The organism is Halopiger goleimassiliensis (assembly GCF_000455345.1).
Classification (GTDB): domain Archaea; phylum Halobacteriota; class Halobacteria; order Halobacteriales; family Natrialbaceae; genus Halopiger_A; species Halopiger_A goleimassiliensis.
The window spans coordinates 2,030,575-2,046,782 of sequence record NZ_HG315690.1; the positions used below are offsets into that span (position 1 = coordinate 2,030,575).

Consider the following 16,208-nt stretch of genomic DNA (forward strand, 5'->3'; position numbering starts at 1 on the left):
ATGGAAGCAACAGTACGCGACCTGGACGGCTCCGAGGCGGGCTCGGTCGAGCTCCCGGCGGTCTTCGAGACCCAGTACCGCCCGGACCTGATCGCCCGCGCCGTGCAAGCCGCCCAGGCAAACCGGAAGCAGGACTACGGTGCCGACGAGTTCGCCGGCATGCGCACGCCGGCCGAGTCGTTCGGCAGCGGGCGCGGTATGGCCCACGTCCCGCGACAGAACGGTCGCGGTCGCCGCGTTCCCCAGACCGTCTCGGGACGCAAGGCCCATCCGCCGAAGGCAGAGAAGGACTGGACCGAATCGATCAACACGAAAGAGAAGAAGCTGGCCGTCCGCAGCGCCATCGCGGCGACGACCGACGAGGAACTCGTCGCCGAGCGCGGCCACGAGTTCGACGACGACGCCGAGATTCCGGTCGTCGTGGACGACGAGTTCGAGGACCTCGTGAAGACGAAGGAGGTCGTCGAATTCCTCGAGGCCGCCGGCCTCCACGCGGACGTCGAACGCGCCGACGAGGGTCGCAGCATCCGCTCGGGTCGCGGGAAGACCCGCGGACGCAAGTACAAGACGCCCAAGTCGATCCTCTTCGTCACCTCGAGCGAGACCGGCCCGTCGCGGGCCGCCCGCAACCTCGCCGGGGCCGACGTCGCGACGGCTGCGGAGGTCAACGCCGAGGACCTGGCACCCGGCGCACAGCCGGGTCGCCTGACCGTCTGGACCGAAAGCGCACTCGAGGAGGTGGCAGACCGATGAGCACATTGATCGAACACCCGCTGGTCACGGAGAAAGCGATGAACGACATGGACTTCGAGAACAAGCTCCAGTTCGTCGTCAACCCGGAGGCAAGCAAGCCGGAGATCCGTGACGAGGTCGAGGAGCGGTTCGACGTGTCCGTCGAGGACGTCAACACGCAAGTAACCATGAAGGGCAAGAAGAAAGCGACCGTCAAACTGTCCGAGGACGACGACGCCCAGGAAGTCGCCTCGCGAATCGGGGTGTTCTGACGATGGGACGACGCATTCTCGGACAACGACGCGGGCGCGGCGGCTCGACGTTCCGTGCCCCGTCCCACCGGTACAAGGCAAAGCTCGACCACAAAAAGGCCGAGGACAGCGACGTCGTCCGCGGTGAGGTCGTCGACATCGAACACGACCCCGCCCGCTCGGCACCGGTTGCGGCCATCGAGTTCGAGGACGGCGAACAGCGCCTCGTCCTCGCACCGGAAGGCATCTCCGTCGGCGAGGAGATCCAGGTCGGCGTGAGCGCGGAGATCAAGCCGGGTAACACGCTCCCGCTGGCGGAGATCCCAGAGGGCGTGCCGGTCTGTAACGTCGAGGCGAACCCGGGCGACGGCGGCAAGTTCGCCCGCGCCTCCGGCGTCAACGCGGACCTGATCACCCACGACCGCAACGCCGCGGTCGTCCAGCTGCCAAGCGGCGAGGTCAAGCGCCTCGATCCGCAGTGTCGTGCCACCATCGGCGTCGTCGCCGGTGGCGGCCGCACGGAGAAGCCGATGGTCAAGGCCGGCAACAAGTATCACAAGATGAAAGCCCGCGGGGGCAAGTGGCCCCGCGTCCGCGGTGTGGCGATGAACGCCGTCGACCACCCCTTCGGTGGCGGCGGTCGCCAGCACCCCGGCAAGCCCAAGTCCGTCTCGCGGAACGCCCCGCCGGGACGGAAGGTGGGCGACATCTCCTCGCGCCGCACCGGCCGAGGTGGTAACAAATGAGCCAGGAGTACAGAACCGGCCGCGAAGGTGAGGAGTTCACCTACCGCGGTCACACGCTCGAGGAGCTGCAGGAGATGGAGCTCGAGGAAGTCGCGGAACTGTTGCCCGCTCGCCAGCGGCGAAGTATCGAACGCGGTCTCTCCGTCCAGCAGGAGAAGCTGCTGGAGGAGGCCCGCGAGAAGGACGAGGAAGAAACCGCGAACGCGCCGATCCGGACCCACCTGCGGGACATGCCGGTCCTGCCGGAGTTCGTCGGCCTCACGTTCGAGGTGTACGACGGGCAGTCGTTCGAACGCGTCCGGATCGAGCCGGAGATGATCGGCCACTACCTCGGCGAGTTCCAGCTGACCCGCACGTCCGTCGAGCACGGCCAGGCCGGCATCGGCGCGACGCGATCGTCCAAGTTCGTGCCACTGAAGTGATCGACACATGGGAATCAACTACTCAGTCGACGCGGATCCGGACACGACCGCGAAAGCGATGCTCCGGGAGCGTCCCATGAGCCACAAGTACAGCAAGGAGGTCGCCCGCGAGATCAAGGGCAAAACGGTCGCGGAGGCCCAGGAGTACCTCCAGGACGTCATCGACGAAGTCCAGTCGGTGCCGGTCAAGTCCCACAACAGCGGTGCCGGACACCGGTCCGACGTCGAGGGCTGGGACGCCGGCAAGTACCCCGAGAAAGTTTCCGGGGAGTTCCTCGACCTGCTCGAGAACGTCGAGGCCAACGCCGAACACCAGGGCTTCGACGGCGGGTCGATGGAGATCGTCCACGTCGCCGCCCACAAGGTCGGCGAGTCGACCGGCCGCAAACCCCGAGCGATGGGCCGGGCGACCGCCTGGAACACGCCGGAGGTCGACGTCGAGATCGTCGTCGAGGACGTCGACGAGACGCGAACCGTACAGGACGACGAGGACGAGGAGGGTGATAGCTAATGGCTGACGAACACCAATTCATCGAGAACGGCCTGCAGCGGTCCCAGATCGACGAGTTCTTCGAAGAAGAACTCGGCCGCGCAGGCTACGGTGGCATGGACGTCGCCAAGACGCCGATGGGAACCCAGATCGTCCTCAAGGCCGAGAAGCCGGGGATGGTCATCGGCAAAGGCGGCGAGAACATCCGGAAGGTCACGACGGCCCTCGAGGAGAAGTTCAACCTCGAGGACCCCCAGATCGACGTGCAGGAGGTCGACGAACCCGACCTCAACGCGCGGATCGTCGCTGACCGCCTGGCCAACGCCCTGGAACGGGGCTGGTACTTCCGCAAGGCCGGTCACACGACGATCGACCGGATCATGGAAGCCGGCGCGCTGGGTGCCGAGATCGTCCTCTCCGGGAAGGTCACGGGTGCCCGCTCGCGCGTCGAGAAGTTCAACCGCGGCTACATCAAGCACAACGGCGAACCCGCCGAAGAGATCGTCGACGAGGGCCAGGCGACGGCCGTCATGAAGCTGGGCACGATCGGCGTGACGGTGAAGATCATCCCGCCGGACGCCGAACTGCCCGACGACTTCACCATCCGCGACGACGTCGACCCCGAGGAACTCGTCCCCGACGCCGTCGAGGCCAACGAGGCCGAAGGCGTCGAGGAACTCCTCGAGGGCGAACCCGAGGAGGCCGAGGCCGCCGCCGAGGGCGTCGAAGCCCCGGCCGACGAGGCCGTCGAAACCGCCGGTGACGAGGACGACCTCGACGAGGAGGTCGTCGAAGAGGTCATCGAGGAAGAGGTCGAGGCCGACGCCGACGAGGAGTTCGAAGAAGTCGAAGTCCCCGGCGAAGACGACGACGTCGCGGAAGAACTCGAGGAACTCGAGGAAGACGTCGAGGCGGAAGCCGAGGAACTCGTCGCCGAGATGGACGAGGAAGCCGACGCCGACGACGAAGACGAGGGAGGTGATGCCTGATGGCGATCCTGCACGTCGAAGAGATCCGCGACATGACCCCTGCCGAACGGCAGGAGGAACTCGAGGAGCTCGAGACCGAACTGCTCAACCAGAAATCCGTCCTCGCGGCCGGTGGTGCCCCGGAGAATCCGGGCCGCATCGGCGAGCTGAGTCGCACCATCGCGCGGATCAAGACGATCCAGCGCGAAGAGGGCGATCTGGACGAAGACGAGGAATAAGAGATGGCACTGACACCCGAGACGCTGCCGCGACACGAACTCAACGGACTGCCCGTCCGCGTCGTCGAGAGCGACGACGAGGGACGGGTGGGCCTCGAGGGGCGCGTCGTCGTCGAGACGACGAACACCCTCTCGGTTGAAGTTCGTGAAGACGGCGAGTCTCGGGTCGTCACGGTGCCGAAATCGGGCTCGACGTTCGAGTTCGCGATCACAGATGACGCCGCCGACCTCGCCAAGGGGTCGGGGACCGCGTCCAAACTGGCCGAATCCCAACCCTCCGAGGCCGAAACCGGCGAGGAGGAGCGAGCCGGCGGTGACCCCGTCGGCTGTCGTGGCGACGATCCCTCGCGAGGTCGTCGTGACGACGCCGGCGAGGACGTGGCCTACGTTACGGTCGATGGATCGCGACTGCTCTCACGACCCGCCCGACGCACGGAAACGAGTGGTGACTCACCATGGCAATAGGACTAGACGTTGAAACCCCTCCGGAACCCGAAAACCCGGAGGAATACGACTACGAGAAGTGTCCGTTCTACGGCGACCTTCCCGTTCGAGGCCAGATCCTCGAGGGAACCGTCGTCTCGACGGACATGGACAAGACCGTCGTCGTCGAGCGAGAGTACGACGTTGCCGTACCGAAGTACGACCGGTACATGAAACGTCGCTCGCGCATCCCGGCTCACGTGCCGGGCGTGCTCGAGCCGCTCTCGGTCGGCGACTCGGTCAAGATCGCAGAGACCCGACCACTGTCGAAGACGAAATCGCACGTGGTCGTCGAAGTAACCGAAGAAGCGACCGCGGAGGACGTCGCGGAGCTGACCGGCCAGACCGAACCCGAGCCGGAGCTCTCCGACGAGGACTTCGCGGCCGAAGCCGACGAGGGTGATCAGTGATGGAGGCGATGAAAGCCGACGTCACGCAGGGCCTGAAGAAGGGCTCGCTGGTCACGTGCGCCGACAACACCGGCGCGCGTGAGCTGAAGGTCATCAGCGTCTCGGGCTACCACGGCACCAAGAACCGCCAGCCGAAGGCGGGACTCGGTGACAAGGTGACCGTCTCGGTCACGAAGGGTACCCCCGAGATGCGACGGCAGGTCCTCGAAGCGGTGATCGTCCGCCAGCGGAAATCGGTCCGCCGACCGGACGGCACGCGCCTGAAGTTCGAGGACAACGCGGCCGTCATCATCGACGAGAACGAAGAGCCCCGCGGCACGGAGATCAAGGGGCCGATCGCTCGAGAAGTCGCAGAGCGCTTCGGAGCAATTGCCTCCACCGCGACGATGATCGTATAGATATGAGCGAGCAACCACACAAACAGCGAACCCAGACGGAGCGTGCGCCGCTGCACCAGCGACACAAGCAGCTCCACGCGACGCTGTCCGACGAGCTCCGCGAGGAGTACGGCACCCGTCGCGCCCGCGTCAACGCGGGCGACACGGTCGAGGTCATGCGCGGGGACTACGCCGGCGAAGAAGGCGAGGTCCTGCGCGCGATCCTCGAGGACGGGACGATCCACGTCGAGGACGTGACGATCGAGACGGCCGACGGCGAGGAAGTGCCGCGACCGCTCGACCCGTCGAACGTCCGGATCACGGAGCTCGATCTGGAGGACGAGCGTCGCGAGGCGCGCCTCGAAGAACGAGGTGACAGCGAATGACGAAACACCAGAAGCGACTGTCAGTACCGAAGTCCTGGCCGGTCGAGCGCAAGACCGACGTGTTCACGGTCAAGGCCGGTGCCGGCCCGCACGGCGAAGAGGGCGTTCCCCTCGTCGTGTTGCTGCGGGACGTGCTCGGCTACGTCGACTCGGCGAAGGAAGCACGATTCGCCCTCAACGAGGACTCCATCCTCGTCAACGGGCAGGCGATCAACGACGAGAAGCGGCCGATCGGGATCTTCGACATCATCGCGTTCCCCGGCCGCGAGGAGTACTACCGCGTCTTCCCCGACGAGGGCGGTCGGCTCGCGCTGACCGAGATCGACGCCGACGCCGCGGGGAGCCGCCTCGGCAAGATCGAGAAGAAACAGCACGTCCCCGGCGGCGACGTCCAGCTGACGCTGCACGACGGAACCAACGTCACCGTCGAGGGCGACGGCGAGTACAGCACGAACGACTCGATCGTCGTCGACAACGACGACAAGTCGATCGTCGCGCACTTCCCCTACGAGGAAGGTGCACTCGTCACCGCCATCCGCGGCAACCACGGCGGCAAGATCGGCGAGATCGAGACGATCGACGTCACGCCGGGCAGCGGCTCGAACACCGTCGGCGTCTCCACCGACGACGGCGGCTTCGAGACCGTTGAGGAGTACGTCGTCGTGATCGACGAGAACTTCACGGGCGACGACTCGTCGTCGGAAGACGCGAGCGGTGAAACCGTGAGCGCGGGTGATGACGAATGAGCGAGGCCGAAGCCGACTTCCACGAGATGCGCGAACCGCGCGTCGAGAAGGTCGTCGTCCACATGGGCGTCGGTCAGGGCGGTCGCGAACTCGGCCACGCCGAGGACATCATCGAGGAGATCACCGGCCAGGAGAGCGTCCGCACCCAGGCACAACGGACCGAACCCGACTTCGGCATTCGCCAGGGCGACCCGATCGGCACGAAGGTCACCCTTCGTGGCGAGGACGCCACCGACTTCCTCGAGACCGCCCTGCCGCTCGCGGAGCTCTCCGCGAACCAGTTCGACGACACGGGCAACTTCAGCTTCGGCGTCGAGGAACACACCGAGTTCCCGAGCCAGGAGTACGACCCGAACGTCGGGATCTATGGGCTGGACGTCACCGTCAACCTGGTGCGTCCGGGCTACCGCATCTCCAAGCGCGACAAGGCCACCCGCTCGATCCCGTCGAAACACCGACTGACGCCCGAGGACGCGATTTCGTATCTCGAGGCGAACTTCGACGTCACCGTCGAGGAGGCAGACGATGAGTGAAAGCGAACCAGACGAGCGCGAGCGCGAACGCACGGGCGAGCACGCCGCCAAGCGCACCGGCCAGATCGAGGAGTGCCAGCGCTGTGGCCGCAAGCAGGGGTTGGTGGGCAAGTACGACATCAACCTCTGTCGGCAGTGCTTCCGTGAGATCGCTCGCGACATGGGATTCAAGAAGTACCGATAACATGACAGGGAACGATCCACTCAGCAACGCGCTCTCGGGCATCGACAACGCCGAGAGCGTCGGGAAACTGAGCCACGAGGTAGCGCCCGCCTCGAACGAGATCGGCAGCGTACTCGAGGTCTTCTACGACCGCGGGTACATCGACGGCTTCGAGTTCGTCGACGACGGGAAAGCCGGTCGGTTCGAGGTCGAACTGAAAGGAGCGATCAACGAGTGTGGCCCCGTCAAGCCCCGCTACAGCGCCGGTGCCGACGAGTTCGAGAAGTGGGAGAAGCGATTCCTCCCGGCTCGAGACTTCGGTGCCCTCGTCGTCACGACGAGCAGTGGCATCATGAGCCACTACGAAGCGCGCGAGCAGGGCATCGGGGGCCAAGTGATCGCGTACGTCTACTAACCATGCGAGTCGAACTGGACATCCCCGACGAGGTAACCGTCGAGAAAGACCACCTCGACGTGACCGTCGACGGACCGGAAGGCAGCGTCACCCGCCGCCTCTGGTACCCCGACGTGAGCGTCACGGTCGACGACGGACAGGTAGTGATCGAAAGCGAGAACGAGGACGCGAAGACCACGGCGACGGTCGGGACCTTCGAGAGTCACCTCGAGAACGCGTTCCACGGCGTCACCGAGGGCTGGGAGTACAAGATGGAAGTCTTCTACTCCCACTTCCCGATGCAGGTTCGCGTCGAAGGCGACGACGTCGTCATCGAGAACTTCCTCGGTGAGAAGGCCCCGCGACGGACGCCGATCCACGGCGACACGGACGTCTCCGTCGACGACGAGGTCATCGTCCTCTCCGGTCCCGACAAGGAAGACGTCGGCCAGACGGCCGCGGACATCGAGCAGTTGACGAAGGTCAGCGGCAAGGACACCCGCGTCTTCCAGGACGGTGTCTACATCACCGAGAAACCCGCGACAGGAGGTGCCTGATAGATGGCTGACGAGGAACAATCCAACGACGAACAGGCGGCTGCCGACGAGCCGGACTCGCTCGAGGACATCAGCGGCGTCGGCGCGAGCAAGGCCGACGCGCTGCGCGACGCCGGCTTCGAGACCATCCAGGACGTCAAGGAAGCCGACCAGGACGACCTGGCCGAAGCCGAGGGCGTCGGCAACGCGCTCGCCGCGCGTATCAAAGCCGACGTCGGTGACCTCGAGGTCACCGAGGAGACCGAGGCCGAGATCGAAGACGAAGCCGCGCCGGAGGAGCCGGCCGAGGACGTCGAGACGGAACTGCAGGCCCGCGGACTGACCGAGAAGACGCCCGAACTCAGCGACGAGGAACAGCGCCTGCTCCAGCGCCGGCGCGAGGTCGGCAAACCGCAGTTCAACCGACAGGATTACCACAAGAAAAAGCGGACGCCCGAATCCTGGCGTCGACCGCGCGGCCAGCTATCCAAGCAGCGCCGCGGTATCAAGGGCAAAGGCCCGAAAGTCGAAGCCGGCTTCCGGTCGCCCACCGAGGTTCGGGGCAAACACCCCAGCGGCTTCGAGGAAGTCTACGTCGAGAACCCCGACGACCTCGAGGGCGTCGACGGTTCTCGCGAGGCCGTTCGCATCGCCTCCTCGGTCGGCGCGCGCAAGCGCGAGCGCATCGAGGAACTCGCCGAGGAAGAAGGCATCCGCGTACTGAACCCGACCTACGAGGAAGTGGAGGTGGAATCAGATGACTGATCTCTCCGCACAGAAGCGACTGGCAGCCGACGTCTTAGACGTCGGCAAGAATCGGATCTGGCTCGACCCCGACGCCCAGGGCGAGATCGCCGAAGCGATCACTCGCGACGAGGTTCGCGAGCTGATCGACGAGGGGATCATCCAGGCCGAGGACGCCGCGGGCAACTCCCGTGGCCGCGCCCGCGAACGGAACGCGAAGCGATCCTACGGGCACCAGAAGGGTCCGGGGAAGCGCAAGGGCAAGAAGGGCGCTCGCCAGGATCCGAAACAGGAGTGGCAGGACAAGATTCGCGCACAGCGCCGGAAGCTGCGCGAACTCCGCGACAAGGGCGAGATCACGCCCACGCAGTACCGCGAGCTCTACAAGAAGGCTGGCGGCGGGGAGTTCCGTAGCGTCCGGTACCTGTTGAACTACATCGACGAGAACTACGGTGATCAATAATGGCGACAGGACCACGATACACGGTGCCGATGCGACGTCGGCGCGAGGTCCGGACGGACTACCACCAGAGGTTGCGCCTGCTGAAGTCGGGTAAGCCCCGCCTCGTCGCTCGAAAGAGCAACAAGCACACCACGGCGCAGCTGATCGTTCCCGGACCCCAAGGCGACGAGACGCTCGCGAGCGCACACTCGAGCGATCTCGAGGAGTACGGCTGGGAAGCACCCACGAGCAACATTTCGGCGGCGTACCTGACCGGCCTGCTGGCCGGCCAGCGTGCCGTCGAGGCCGGACTCGAGGAAGCAGTGCTGGACATCGGCCTCAACACGGCGACGCCCGGCAACAAGGTGTTCGCCGTCCAGGAGGGTGCCATCGACGCCGGCCTCGAGATCCCACACAACGATAGCGTGCTCGCGGACTGGTCGCGTACCCGGGGCGAACACATCGCCGAGTACGCCGAACAGCTCGACGAGCCGCTGTACAGCGGCGAGTTCGACGCAACCGACCTACCCGAACACTTCGACGACGTACGAGAGGCGATTCTCGAATGAGCGCAAACGACTACAACGACGACGGATGGGAACCCGTCACCCGTCTCGGCCGGAAGGTCCAGGAGGGCGACATCGACACGATGGACGACGCCCTCAACTCGGGACTCCCGCTGAAAGAGCCCGAGATCGTCGACCAGCTCCTGCCGGGGCTTGACGACGAGGTGCTGGACATCAACATGGTCCAGCGGATGACCGACTCCGGACGCCGCGTGAAGTTCCGCTGCGTGGTCGTCGTGGGCAACCGCGACGGCTACGTCGGCTACGCGGAAGGCCGGGACGACCAGGTCGGGTCCGCCATCCAGAAGGCGATCGGTATCGCGAAGCTGAACATGATCAAGGTCCCCCGTGGCTCGGGGTCGTGGGAGGACCGCTCGGACCGGCCCCACTCCCTGACCCGAAAGACGACGGGGAAGGCCGGCTCCGTCGAGGTCGAGGTCATCCCCGCCCCCGAAGGGCTGGGCCTGGCCGCCAGCGACACCGTCCGCGCGGTGCTCGAGCTGGCCGGCATCGAGAACGCCTGGACCAAGAGCCACGGCAACACCCGAACCACTGTCAACCTCGCGAAGGCGACGTTCAACGCGCTCGAGAACGCCTCGCAGTCGCGCATGCCCGAGACGCGAGGCTCCGACCGGGAAGAAGCCGAGGTGAGTGAGTGATGCGAGCAGTCGTCCAAGTTCGCGGTGAGGTGAACCGCAAGCAGGACATCCAGGACACCCTGGAGATGCTGAACATCCACAACGTCAACCACTGCGCGCTCGTCCCCGAGACCGACACCTACCAGGGGATGGTCGACAAGGTCAACGACTACGTCGCCCACGGCGAACCCGACGCCGACGTGCTCGAGACCGTGCTGGAAAAGCGCGCCGAGCCCCTGGAGGGTGACCAGTCGGACGTCGACGAGGAGTGGCTCGCCGAGAACACCGACTACGACGACTTCGGTGCGCTCGCCGAGGCGCTGCTCGAGGAGGAGACGACGCTGCGCGAGGAGGGCCTCTCCCCGACGCTGCGACTGCACCCGCCACGGGGCGGTCACGACGGTATCAAGAAGCCGACCGCGGAAGGAGGCCAACTCGGAAAGCATACAACAGAGCAGATTAACGACCTGCTAGAATCGATGCGATAACCATGACGAGCAAGAAACGACGCCAGCGCGGCTCCCGAACCCACGGCGGTGGCTCCCACAAGAATCGACGCGGTGCGGGCCATCGCGGTGGCCGTGGCCGTGCCGGGCGCAGCAAACACGAGTTCCACAACTACGAACCGAAGCAGAAACACGGCTTCAAGCGTCCGCAGGACGCGCGACCGGACGTCGTCGAGATCGACGTCCGCAAGCTCGACGAGGACGCGATCCTCTACGTCGCCGACGGCGACGCCGAGGAGACCGACGACGGCTACCGTATCGACGCCCGTGACGTCGTCGAAGACGGTCACGAGGTCGACGTCGTGAAGGTCCTCGGCTCCGGCCAGGTCCGCAACGCCCTCGAGGTGACGGCCGACGCCTTCTCGGATGCGGCCGAGGAGAAACTCGAGGCTGCCGGCGGCGAGGCCGTCCTCTCGGAACGAGCCCAGGACGCCGAATCCGACGACGAAGCCGAGGACGCCGACACTGAACAGACTGAGGACTAACTATGGGATGGAAGGAAGTCGCCGAACCGGTCTTGACGCGGATGCCAGCAGTGCAGCGTCCGCAAAAGCACGTCCCGTTCAAGCGCAAGCTCGCGTGGACTGCCGGCATCCTGATGTTGTACTTCTTCCTGACGAACATCGCGCTTCTCGGAATGGAAGCCGGCGGGGGAGAAGACCTCTTCAACCAGTTCCGTGCCGTGCTCGCCGGCGAGTTCGGCTCGGTGTTGACGGTCGGTATCGGCCCGATCGTCACGGCGAGCATCGTCATGCAGTTGCTCGGCGGTGCGAATCTGCTCGGGCTCGATACCGACGACCCCCGAGACCAGGTCCTCTACCAGGGCCTCCAGAAGCTGCTCGTCATCGTGATGACCGCACTGACAGCGCTGCCGATGGTGTTCGCCGGCGGCTTCCTGCCAGCCCAGGAATCGCTGACGCTCGGCGGGATCACCTTCAGCCAGTCCCAGATCCTGTGGATCATGTTCCTCCAGATCTTCGCTGGCGGGATCCTCATCCTCTACATGGACGAGGTCGTCAGCAAGTGGGGGATCGGTAGCGGGATCGGGCTGTTCATCGTCGCGGGCATCAGCCAGCGGCTCGTCACCGGGTTCATCCAGCCCACGGAGGGTGGGTTCTTCTACAACTGGTACCTGATCCTCACCCAGCAGATGGAGGTCGGCTCTATCACCTCCCTCAACGGGCTCTCGACGCTGCTGCTGGCGGACGGCGGGATGATCATCCCGCTCCTGACGACGCTGCTGATCTTCGGCATCGTCGTCTACGCGGAGTCCGTTCGCGTCGAGATTCCGCTCAGTCACGCCCGGGTCAAGGGCGCCCGCGGTCGCTTCCCCGTGAAGCTCATCTACGCGAGCGTCCTGCCGATGATCCTCGTTCGGGCGCTGCAGGCGAACGTCCAGTTCATCGGACAGCTCCTGCACAACCAGCTCGGCGAGAGCATGCCGGCGATTCTCGGCGTGTACAACGCCCAGGGACAGCCGGTGAGTGGGTTCTTCTACTACACCGCGCCGATCTACTCGTACGAGGACTGGATGTGGTGGACCGGTCAGGTCTCCCAGGACGCGTGGATGGTCATGCTCCGCGTCGGCATCGACCTGACGATCATGGTCGTCGGCGGTGCGGTCTTCGCCATCTTCTGGGTCGAGACCACCAACATGGGGCCCGACGCGACGGCCCGGCAGATCCAGAACTCCGGGATGCAGATCCCCGGATTCCGACAGAACGTCGGGGTCTTGGAGCAGGTCATGCACCGCTACATCCCGCAAGTGACCGTCATCGGCGGTGCGCTCGTCGGCCTGCTGGCCGTCTGGGCGAACATGCTGGGGACGGTCGGCGGCGTCTCGGGAACCGGCCTGCTGCTCGCAGTCTCCATCACCTACAAGCTCTACGAGGAGATCGCCGAGGAGCAGATGATGGAGATGCACCCGATGATGCGCCAGATGTTCGGCAAAGAATAGCGAATATCCGGCTCTTTTTCCGTTCTTTCGAGGGAGCAGACGAATCTATTCGATCTCCGCACTCGAGCCAGGGGATAGTCGCAGTACCCACGTGCAAGCTCCTGGTAGTACTACGCGTTCGGCAGACGCGTTCACACGGTCCGGAACGGGCTGAAACCGACCTCCGCGGTCACGGCCGGTGATCGTTACCGACATCGACCCAGCTGGAGGAACGCCCATGACCGGACGGGTGGAAACGGCCGCTCCGAGAGCGTGTGGAGGGTTCGACTGCGTTCGAGGGTTTCAGGAACGCGACGCTCGGGCTGCAGAAACACGGTCAACGGTTATGCCCTCCGGAGTACTGTCGTGGAACGGATCCGATTCCGATGACACTGCTCTCAACGCGAACGTCCCGGTCGATCGATACGCGCGTCTGGACTCTCGCGAACCGCCTCCTGCAGTTCGGCATCGTAACCGGACTCGTCGCGGGGATCCGGCGACGCGATCCGAGTGTGATCGTCAACGGCGTCATCTCGCTCGCGTTCGTCTCGCTTCCACAGTACGTCGAACGGCGGTACGACGTTACCGTTCGTCCGTGGCAGCGAGGCTGGATCTCGACGTCGGCGCTGGTCCACACGATCGGAATGCTCGGTCCGTACGACCGCGTCTGGTGGTGGGATCATCTCGCGCACACGCTCTCGAGCGTCGTCGTCGCCGGCGCGGCTGACGTGCTCTACCAGTCCGAGTCGAACAGCGAACTTCCCAGTCGCTCCCGGCCCGCGTTCGTCGCCGGCGTGACGTTCGGACTCGGGTTCGTCTGGGAACTGTTCGAATACGTCGTCCACAGGGTCGGAGACCGAATCGGGTTCGAACCGCTGCTCGTCCACTACGGGCGACTCGATGCAATTGGAGATCTCGTCTTCGACCTGTTCGGTGCAGCGATCGTCGTTCAGTTCGGGCGGGACAAAGCGGCGAAGATCATCGATTCGAGAGCGACGAGTTCCGAGGCAGTAGACGCGACTCGCTCGAGATAGCCCGTCGGTTCGAGACGCTAAAAGGCTTGGTCCGGAGTGTCGGCACGCGAGGACTGCTGGAAACGCGTACCGGTTATGGCGCTTTTCCCGTCCAGTAAGCGAGCGTTACGGTGATCAGTTCCCGTAGGCGCTGGCATCGACACACCCCAGGCACCGCTGCTCGAGTACGCGTTCCACGACCGACCGTTGGGTCCGGATCTCGAGTACGATCATCGGAACGCGAGTTCGCTCGAGTACCGAGTGTCCTGACACCACCGAGACCGGCCGTCGGATCGGGGCCGACTCACGATCCGGCGATCGACGAGGGGGACCGAAACCGTCGCCCTGGAACGTATGAGGAAGGTATAAGTGCCCGTCACACAGAGGATGGGATAATGGCTGACGTTCGAACCTACACCCTCATTTACGTCGCCCTGTTGTTACTGGGTACGGGCAAGTTCGTCTTCTTCGAGGCACCGATGATCGGCTACCAGACGGCGTTGGCGGCGACGTTCGTCTTGGCGATCATCAAGGTGTTGCTGATCGCCGGCTACTACCAGCACCTGCGGGAGGAACCGCGTTCGGTTACGTACATGATGGTCACGGCGCTGTTCATGGTTCTGCTGTTGACCGTCGCCGCCGGCTACTCGATCCAGTAACGTTCGCCCGCCCCGTCCCCCGTTCGATTCTACGCTTCGGTCGTCGACCCGAGACGCGTCTATCGTCGCGATTTCTATCAATCGAGAGAGACGGTCACGCGACCCGGAATGTCTTTGGTCACGGACGCCCAGTGACGGGGCATGGTCGGCAGTTGGCCACCGCGCCACCGCGTCCTCGTCTGTCTCGTCTGCGTCCTGCTCGTCGCAGCTACAGCACCGCTGCCCGCCGCGTCGGGACCTCCCCTCGACGACGATAGCGAGCCGGTCGACGTCGACGTCGACGACGAGACCCTCGAGGCCGAGGAGACGCTGTCGGTCGTCGTCAGACTCGAGGACGCCCCCGTGGACGACCGGTCGGCGTCCGAGGCCGAACGGCTCCTCGAGGCCCACGCCGAGGAGACCCAGGCACCACTGCTCGAGTACGCGTCGTCGACGGCGGGAATCGACGTGCTGGAGACGTTCTGGGTCACCAACGCCGTCCTCCTGGAGATCGAAACGGATCGCGTCGACCTCGGGACGTTCGAGCGGTTCGACGCGGTCGAACGGATCCACGAGAACGTGGCCTACGACCGACCGGAGCCGCCGAAAGCGAACGCGACGGCCGTCTCCGAGCCCGACGGAACCGCTGCCGCCGATCGGTATCGAACGACGAGAACCGTCGCGTCGATCGGCGCGCCGTCCGTCTGGGAGGCGTACGAGACGCGAGGCGAGGGGACCCGCGTCGCGGTCCTCGATACGGGAGTTGCGGTCGATCATCCCGACATCGACCTGTATACGGACGACCCGTCGGATCCGACCTACCCGGGTGGGTGGGCCGAGTTCGACGAACACGGTGACCGCGTCGAGGGGTCGACCCCACACGACACCGGGAGACACGGCACGCACGTCAGCGGAACCGTCGCCGGCGGGGCGACGACGGGAACGACCGTCGGCGTCGCCCCCGACGCCGAGTTGCTCCACGGACTGGTACTGGACGAAGAGGGCGGGACCTTCGCGCAGATCGTCGCCGGAATCGAGTGGGCCATCGCCGCCGAGGCCGACGTGATCAACCTGAGTCTCGGAACGACGGGGACTCACGCCGCGTTGATCGACCCCGTCCGCAACGCCAGGGAGACGGGGGCGCTCGTCGTCGCTGCGATCGGCAACGAAGGCGTCGACACGTCCGGATCGCCCGGCAACGTCTACGAGTCGACGAGCGTCGGGGCCGTCACGGTCGACGGCGAGGTCGCGCCGTTCTCCGGGGGAGAACCGATCGCTCGTTCCGATTGGAACGGAGCGCCCGACGAGTGGCCGGAGACGTACGTCGTCCCGACCGTCACAGCGCCGGGCGTCGAAGTCGTCAGCACCGTTCCCGGCGGCTACGCCCGTCTGCCCGGCACGTCGATGGCCGCACCACACGTCGCGGGAACCGCGGCACTGTTGCGGTCGATCGCTCCCGAAGCGACCGGCGACGAGGTCGAGCGTACTATCGTCGAGACGGCCTGGAAACCGGAGGGCGAGTCGCTCGAGCAGGACCACAGATACGGCTACGGGATCGTCGATGCAGTGGCCGCTGCAGACGCGCTGATCGCCGAGCAGGAGCGACTCGCCCGACAATCAGAAGGTGAGAGGGCAAGCAACGAAACGCTGGCTGGCGGCGACGTACGCACCCAGGGCGACGATCACGACGACCCGATTCGCTCGCTGGGTCTGCTGGGTGTCGGCGCGGTCGTCGTCGGTCTCCTCGTCTCGCTTGCTCTCGTTGCCCGGTATCGAGAGGGCGTTCTCGAGCGGTGAGTCGAGGCTGTGACGCCAGGATCGGAGCGACCAGAGGTTCCCCGCCCGAAAT

At 65.4% G+C, this 16,208-nt stretch carries 26 protein-coding genes; all 26 read left to right on the forward strand.

Features of this window, described 5'->3' with window-relative positions:
* The 26 genes from rpl4p (at position 1) to TX79_RS10075 (ending at position 16,156) form a co-directional block, all read left to right on the forward strand.
* Positions 1-753, forward strand: coding sequence for a 50S ribosomal protein L4 (rpl4p, locus tag TX79_RS09950; RefSeq protein WP_049927294.1), 753 nt, complete (start codon positions 1-3; stop codon positions 751-753).
* The gene (locus TX79_RS09955) at positions 750-1,004 is read left to right on the forward strand and encodes a 50S ribosomal protein L23 (RefSeq protein ID WP_049927295.1); all 255 of its coding nucleotides are present in this window, start codon (positions 750-752) and stop codon (positions 1,002-1,004) included. The genes rpl4p and TX79_RS09955 overlap by 4 nt, the downstream gene beginning before the upstream one ends.
* Positions 1,005-1,006: 2 nt before the next feature.
* Positions 1,007-1,729 (forward strand): 50S ribosomal protein L2, encoded by a 723-nt coding sequence (locus TX79_RS09960; protein ID WP_049927296.1) that lies wholly within the window; start codon positions 1,007-1,009, stop codon positions 1,727-1,729.
* Positions 1,726-2,151, forward strand: a complete 426-nt coding sequence (locus TX79_RS09965) for a 30S ribosomal protein S19 (protein WP_049927297.1) — start codon at positions 1,726-1,728, stop codon at positions 2,149-2,151. Before TX79_RS09960 ends, TX79_RS09965 begins: the two co-directional genes overlap by 4 nt.
* A 7-nt stretch (positions 2,152-2,158) precedes the next feature.
* Complete coding sequence (locus tag TX79_RS09970) at positions 2,159-2,662, forward strand: 50S ribosomal protein L22 (RefSeq protein ID WP_049927298.1); 504 nt, start codon at positions 2,159-2,161, stop codon at positions 2,660-2,662.
* Entirely contained in the window at positions 2,662-3,630 is a 969-nt protein-coding gene (locus TX79_RS09975; protein ID WP_049927300.1) for a 30S ribosomal protein S3, read from the forward strand. Before TX79_RS09970 ends, TX79_RS09975 begins: the two co-directional genes overlap by 1 nt.
* Positions 3,630-3,848, forward strand: coding sequence for a 50S ribosomal protein L29 (gene rpmC / locus TX79_RS09980; RefSeq protein ID WP_049927301.1), 219 nt, complete (start codon positions 3,630-3,632; stop codon positions 3,846-3,848). The genes TX79_RS09975 and rpmC overlap by 1 nt, the downstream gene beginning before the upstream one ends.
* A 3-nt stretch (positions 3,849-3,851) precedes the next feature.
* Positions 3,852-4,313: a ribonuclease P protein component 1 gene (locus TX79_RS09985; protein WP_049927302.1), complete on the forward strand. Its 462-nt coding sequence runs from the start codon at positions 3,852-3,854 to the stop codon at positions 4,311-4,313.
* On the forward strand, positions 4,304-4,741 hold the full coding sequence (locus tag TX79_RS09990) for a 30S ribosomal protein S17 (RefSeq protein ID WP_049927303.1): 438 nt from the start codon (positions 4,304-4,306) through the stop codon (positions 4,739-4,741). Before TX79_RS09985 ends, TX79_RS09990 begins: the two co-directional genes overlap by 10 nt.
* Complete coding sequence (locus TX79_RS09995) at positions 4,741-5,139, forward strand: 50S ribosomal protein L14 (protein WP_049927304.1); 399 nt, start codon at positions 4,741-4,743, stop codon at positions 5,137-5,139. The genes TX79_RS09990 and TX79_RS09995 overlap by 1 nt, the downstream gene beginning before the upstream one ends.
* A 2-nt stretch (positions 5,140-5,141) precedes the next feature.
* Complete coding sequence (gene rplX, locus TX79_RS10000) at positions 5,142-5,504, forward strand: 50S ribosomal protein L24 (RefSeq protein ID WP_049927305.1); 363 nt, start codon at positions 5,142-5,144, stop codon at positions 5,502-5,504.
* On the forward strand, positions 5,501-6,250 hold the full coding sequence (locus TX79_RS10005) for a 30S ribosomal protein S4e (RefSeq protein WP_049927306.1): 750 nt from the start codon (positions 5,501-5,503) through the stop codon (positions 6,248-6,250). The genes rplX and TX79_RS10005 overlap by 4 nt, the downstream gene beginning before the upstream one ends.
* Positions 6,247-6,783, forward strand: coding sequence for a 50S ribosomal protein L5 (locus TX79_RS10010; protein ID WP_049927307.1), 537 nt, complete (start codon positions 6,247-6,249; stop codon positions 6,781-6,783). Before TX79_RS10005 ends, TX79_RS10010 begins: the two co-directional genes overlap by 4 nt.
* Positions 6,776-6,967 (forward strand): 30S ribosomal protein S14, encoded by a 192-nt coding sequence (locus TX79_RS10015; protein ID WP_049927308.1) that lies wholly within the window; start codon positions 6,776-6,778, stop codon positions 6,965-6,967. The genes TX79_RS10010 and TX79_RS10015 overlap by 8 nt, the downstream gene beginning before the upstream one ends.
* Before the next feature lies 1 nt (position 6,968).
* Complete coding sequence (locus TX79_RS10020; RefSeq protein WP_049927309.1) at positions 6,969-7,361, forward strand: 30S ribosomal protein S8; 393 nt, start codon at positions 6,969-6,971, stop codon at positions 7,359-7,361.
* 2 nt (positions 7,362-7,363) lie between these two features.
* Positions 7,364-7,897, forward strand: a complete 534-nt coding sequence (locus TX79_RS10025; RefSeq protein WP_049927310.1) for a 50S ribosomal protein L6 — start codon at positions 7,364-7,366, stop codon at positions 7,895-7,897.
* Positions 7,898-7,900: 3 nt separating this feature from the next.
* Positions 7,901-8,641, forward strand: a complete 741-nt coding sequence (locus TX79_RS10030; RefSeq protein ID WP_049927311.1) for a 50S ribosomal protein L32e — start codon at positions 7,901-7,903, stop codon at positions 8,639-8,641.
* Positions 8,634-9,083: a 50S ribosomal protein L19e gene (locus TX79_RS10035; RefSeq protein ID WP_049927312.1), complete on the forward strand. Its 450-nt coding sequence runs from the start codon at positions 8,634-8,636 to the stop codon at positions 9,081-9,083. Before TX79_RS10030 ends, TX79_RS10035 begins: the two co-directional genes overlap by 8 nt.
* Complete coding sequence (locus TX79_RS10040) at positions 9,083-9,631, forward strand: 50S ribosomal protein L18 (RefSeq protein WP_049927313.1); 549 nt, start codon at positions 9,083-9,085, stop codon at positions 9,629-9,631. Before TX79_RS10035 ends, TX79_RS10040 begins: the two co-directional genes overlap by 1 nt.
* Complete coding sequence (locus TX79_RS10045; RefSeq protein WP_049927314.1) at positions 9,628-10,287, forward strand: 30S ribosomal protein S5; 660 nt, start codon at positions 9,628-9,630, stop codon at positions 10,285-10,287. Before TX79_RS10040 ends, TX79_RS10045 begins: the two co-directional genes overlap by 4 nt.
* Entirely contained in the window at positions 10,287-10,754 is a 468-nt protein-coding gene (gene rpmD, locus TX79_RS10050) for a 50S ribosomal protein L30 (RefSeq protein ID WP_049927315.1), read from the forward strand. Before TX79_RS10045 ends, rpmD begins: the two co-directional genes overlap by 1 nt.
* 2 nt (positions 10,755-10,756) lie before the next feature.
* Positions 10,757-11,257 (forward strand): uL15m family ribosomal protein, encoded by a 501-nt coding sequence (locus tag TX79_RS10055; protein ID WP_049927316.1) that lies wholly within the window; start codon positions 10,757-10,759, stop codon positions 11,255-11,257.
* A gap of 2 nt (positions 11,258-11,259) precedes the next feature.
* On the forward strand, positions 11,260-12,729 hold the full coding sequence (gene secY / locus TX79_RS10060; protein ID WP_049927317.1) for a preprotein translocase subunit SecY: 1,470 nt from the start codon (positions 11,260-11,262) through the stop codon (positions 12,727-12,729).
* Positions 12,730-13,094: 365 nt separating this feature from the next.
* Positions 13,095-13,742 (forward strand): hypothetical protein, encoded by a 648-nt coding sequence (locus tag TX79_RS10065; RefSeq protein WP_049927318.1) that lies wholly within the window; start codon positions 13,095-13,097, stop codon positions 13,740-13,742.
* Between the two features lie 374 nt (positions 13,743-14,116).
* Positions 14,117-14,380, forward strand: a complete 264-nt coding sequence (locus tag TX79_RS10070) for a cytochrome C oxidase subunit IV family protein (RefSeq protein WP_049927319.1) — start codon at positions 14,117-14,119, stop codon at positions 14,378-14,380.
* A 141-nt stretch (positions 14,381-14,521) separates the two neighbouring features.
* Positions 14,522-16,156 (forward strand): S8 family serine peptidase, encoded by a 1,635-nt coding sequence (locus tag TX79_RS10075; RefSeq protein ID WP_049927320.1) that lies wholly within the window; start codon positions 14,522-14,524, stop codon positions 16,154-16,156.
* The last annotated feature ends 52 nt before the right edge of the window (positions 16,157-16,208 follow it).

What these genes read in the sequence shown, in the direction of transcription:
- TX79_RS09985 (WP_049927302.1), top strand. Translation starts at nt 3,852, where the DNA reads ATGGCACTGACACCCGAGACGCTGCCGCGACACGAACTCAACGGACTG.
- TX79_RS10015 (WP_049927308.1), top strand. Translation starts at nt 6,776, where the DNA reads ATGAGTGAAAGCGAACCAGACGAGCGCGAGCGCGAACGCACGGGCGAG.
- TX79_RS10010 (WP_049927307.1), top strand. Translation starts at nt 6,247, where the DNA reads ATGAGCGAGGCCGAAGCCGACTTCCACGAGATGCGCGAACCGCGCGTC.
- TX79_RS10045 (WP_049927314.1), top strand. Translation starts at nt 9,628, where the DNA reads ATGAGCGCAAACGACTACAACGACGACGGATGGGAACCCGTCACCCGT.
- TX79_RS10075 (WP_049927320.1), top strand. Translation starts at nt 14,522, where the DNA reads ATGGTCGGCAGTTGGCCACCGCGCCACCGCGTCCTCGTCTGTCTCGTC.
- TX79_RS09990 (WP_049927303.1), top strand. Translation starts at nt 4,304, where the DNA reads ATGGCAATAGGACTAGACGTTGAAACCCCTCCGGAACCCGAAAACCCG.
- rpl4p (WP_049927294.1), top strand. Translation starts at nt 1, where the DNA reads ATGGAAGCAACAGTACGCGACCTGGACGGCTCCGAGGCGGGCTCGGTC.
- rpmC (WP_049927301.1), top strand. Translation starts at nt 3,630, where the DNA reads ATGGCGATCCTGCACGTCGAAGAGATCCGCGACATGACCCCTGCCGAA.
- TX79_RS09965 (WP_049927297.1), top strand. Translation starts at nt 1,726, where the DNA reads ATGAGCCAGGAGTACAGAACCGGCCGCGAAGGTGAGGAGTTCACCTAC.
- TX79_RS10005 (WP_049927306.1), top strand. Translation starts at nt 5,501, where the DNA reads ATGACGAAACACCAGAAGCGACTGTCAGTACCGAAGTCCTGGCCGGTC.
- TX79_RS10040 (WP_049927313.1), top strand. Translation starts at nt 9,083, where the DNA reads ATGGCGACAGGACCACGATACACGGTGCCGATGCGACGTCGGCGCGAG.
- TX79_RS10025 (WP_049927310.1), top strand. Translation starts at nt 7,364, where the DNA reads ATGCGAGTCGAACTGGACATCCCCGACGAGGTAACCGTCGAGAAAGAC.
- TX79_RS10030 (WP_049927311.1), top strand. Translation starts at nt 7,901, where the DNA reads ATGGCTGACGAGGAACAATCCAACGACGAACAGGCGGCTGCCGACGAG.
- TX79_RS09970 (WP_049927298.1), top strand. Translation starts at nt 2,159, where the DNA reads ATGGGAATCAACTACTCAGTCGACGCGGATCCGGACACGACCGCGAAA.
- rplX (WP_049927305.1), top strand. Translation starts at nt 5,142, where the DNA reads ATGAGCGAGCAACCACACAAACAGCGAACCCAGACGGAGCGTGCGCCG.
- secY (WP_049927317.1), top strand. Translation starts at nt 11,260, where the DNA reads ATGGGATGGAAGGAAGTCGCCGAACCGGTCTTGACGCGGATGCCAGCA.
- TX79_RS09960 (WP_049927296.1), top strand. Translation starts at nt 1,007, where the DNA reads ATGGGACGACGCATTCTCGGACAACGACGCGGGCGCGGCGGCTCGACG.
- TX79_RS10020 (WP_049927309.1), top strand. Translation starts at nt 6,969, where the DNA reads ATGACAGGGAACGATCCACTCAGCAACGCGCTCTCGGGCATCGACAAC.
- TX79_RS10055 (WP_049927316.1), top strand. Translation starts at nt 10,757, where the DNA reads ATGACGAGCAAGAAACGACGCCAGCGCGGCTCCCGAACCCACGGCGGT.
- TX79_RS09975 (WP_049927300.1), top strand. Translation starts at nt 2,662, where the DNA reads ATGGCTGACGAACACCAATTCATCGAGAACGGCCTGCAGCGGTCCCAG.
- TX79_RS09995 (WP_049927304.1), top strand. Translation starts at nt 4,741, where the DNA reads ATGGAGGCGATGAAAGCCGACGTCACGCAGGGCCTGAAGAAGGGCTCG.
- TX79_RS09955 (WP_049927295.1), top strand. Translation starts at nt 750, where the DNA reads ATGAGCACATTGATCGAACACCCGCTGGTCACGGAGAAAGCGATGAAC.
- TX79_RS10065 (WP_049927318.1), top strand. Translation starts at nt 13,095, where the DNA reads ATGACACTGCTCTCAACGCGAACGTCCCGGTCGATCGATACGCGCGTC.
- TX79_RS10035 (WP_049927312.1), top strand. Translation starts at nt 8,634, where the DNA reads ATGACTGATCTCTCCGCACAGAAGCGACTGGCAGCCGACGTCTTAGAC.
- TX79_RS10070 (WP_049927319.1), top strand. Translation starts at nt 14,117, where the DNA reads ATGGCTGACGTTCGAACCTACACCCTCATTTACGTCGCCCTGTTGTTA.
- rpmD (WP_049927315.1), top strand. Translation starts at nt 10,287, where the DNA reads ATGCGAGCAGTCGTCCAAGTTCGCGGTGAGGTGAACCGCAAGCAGGAC.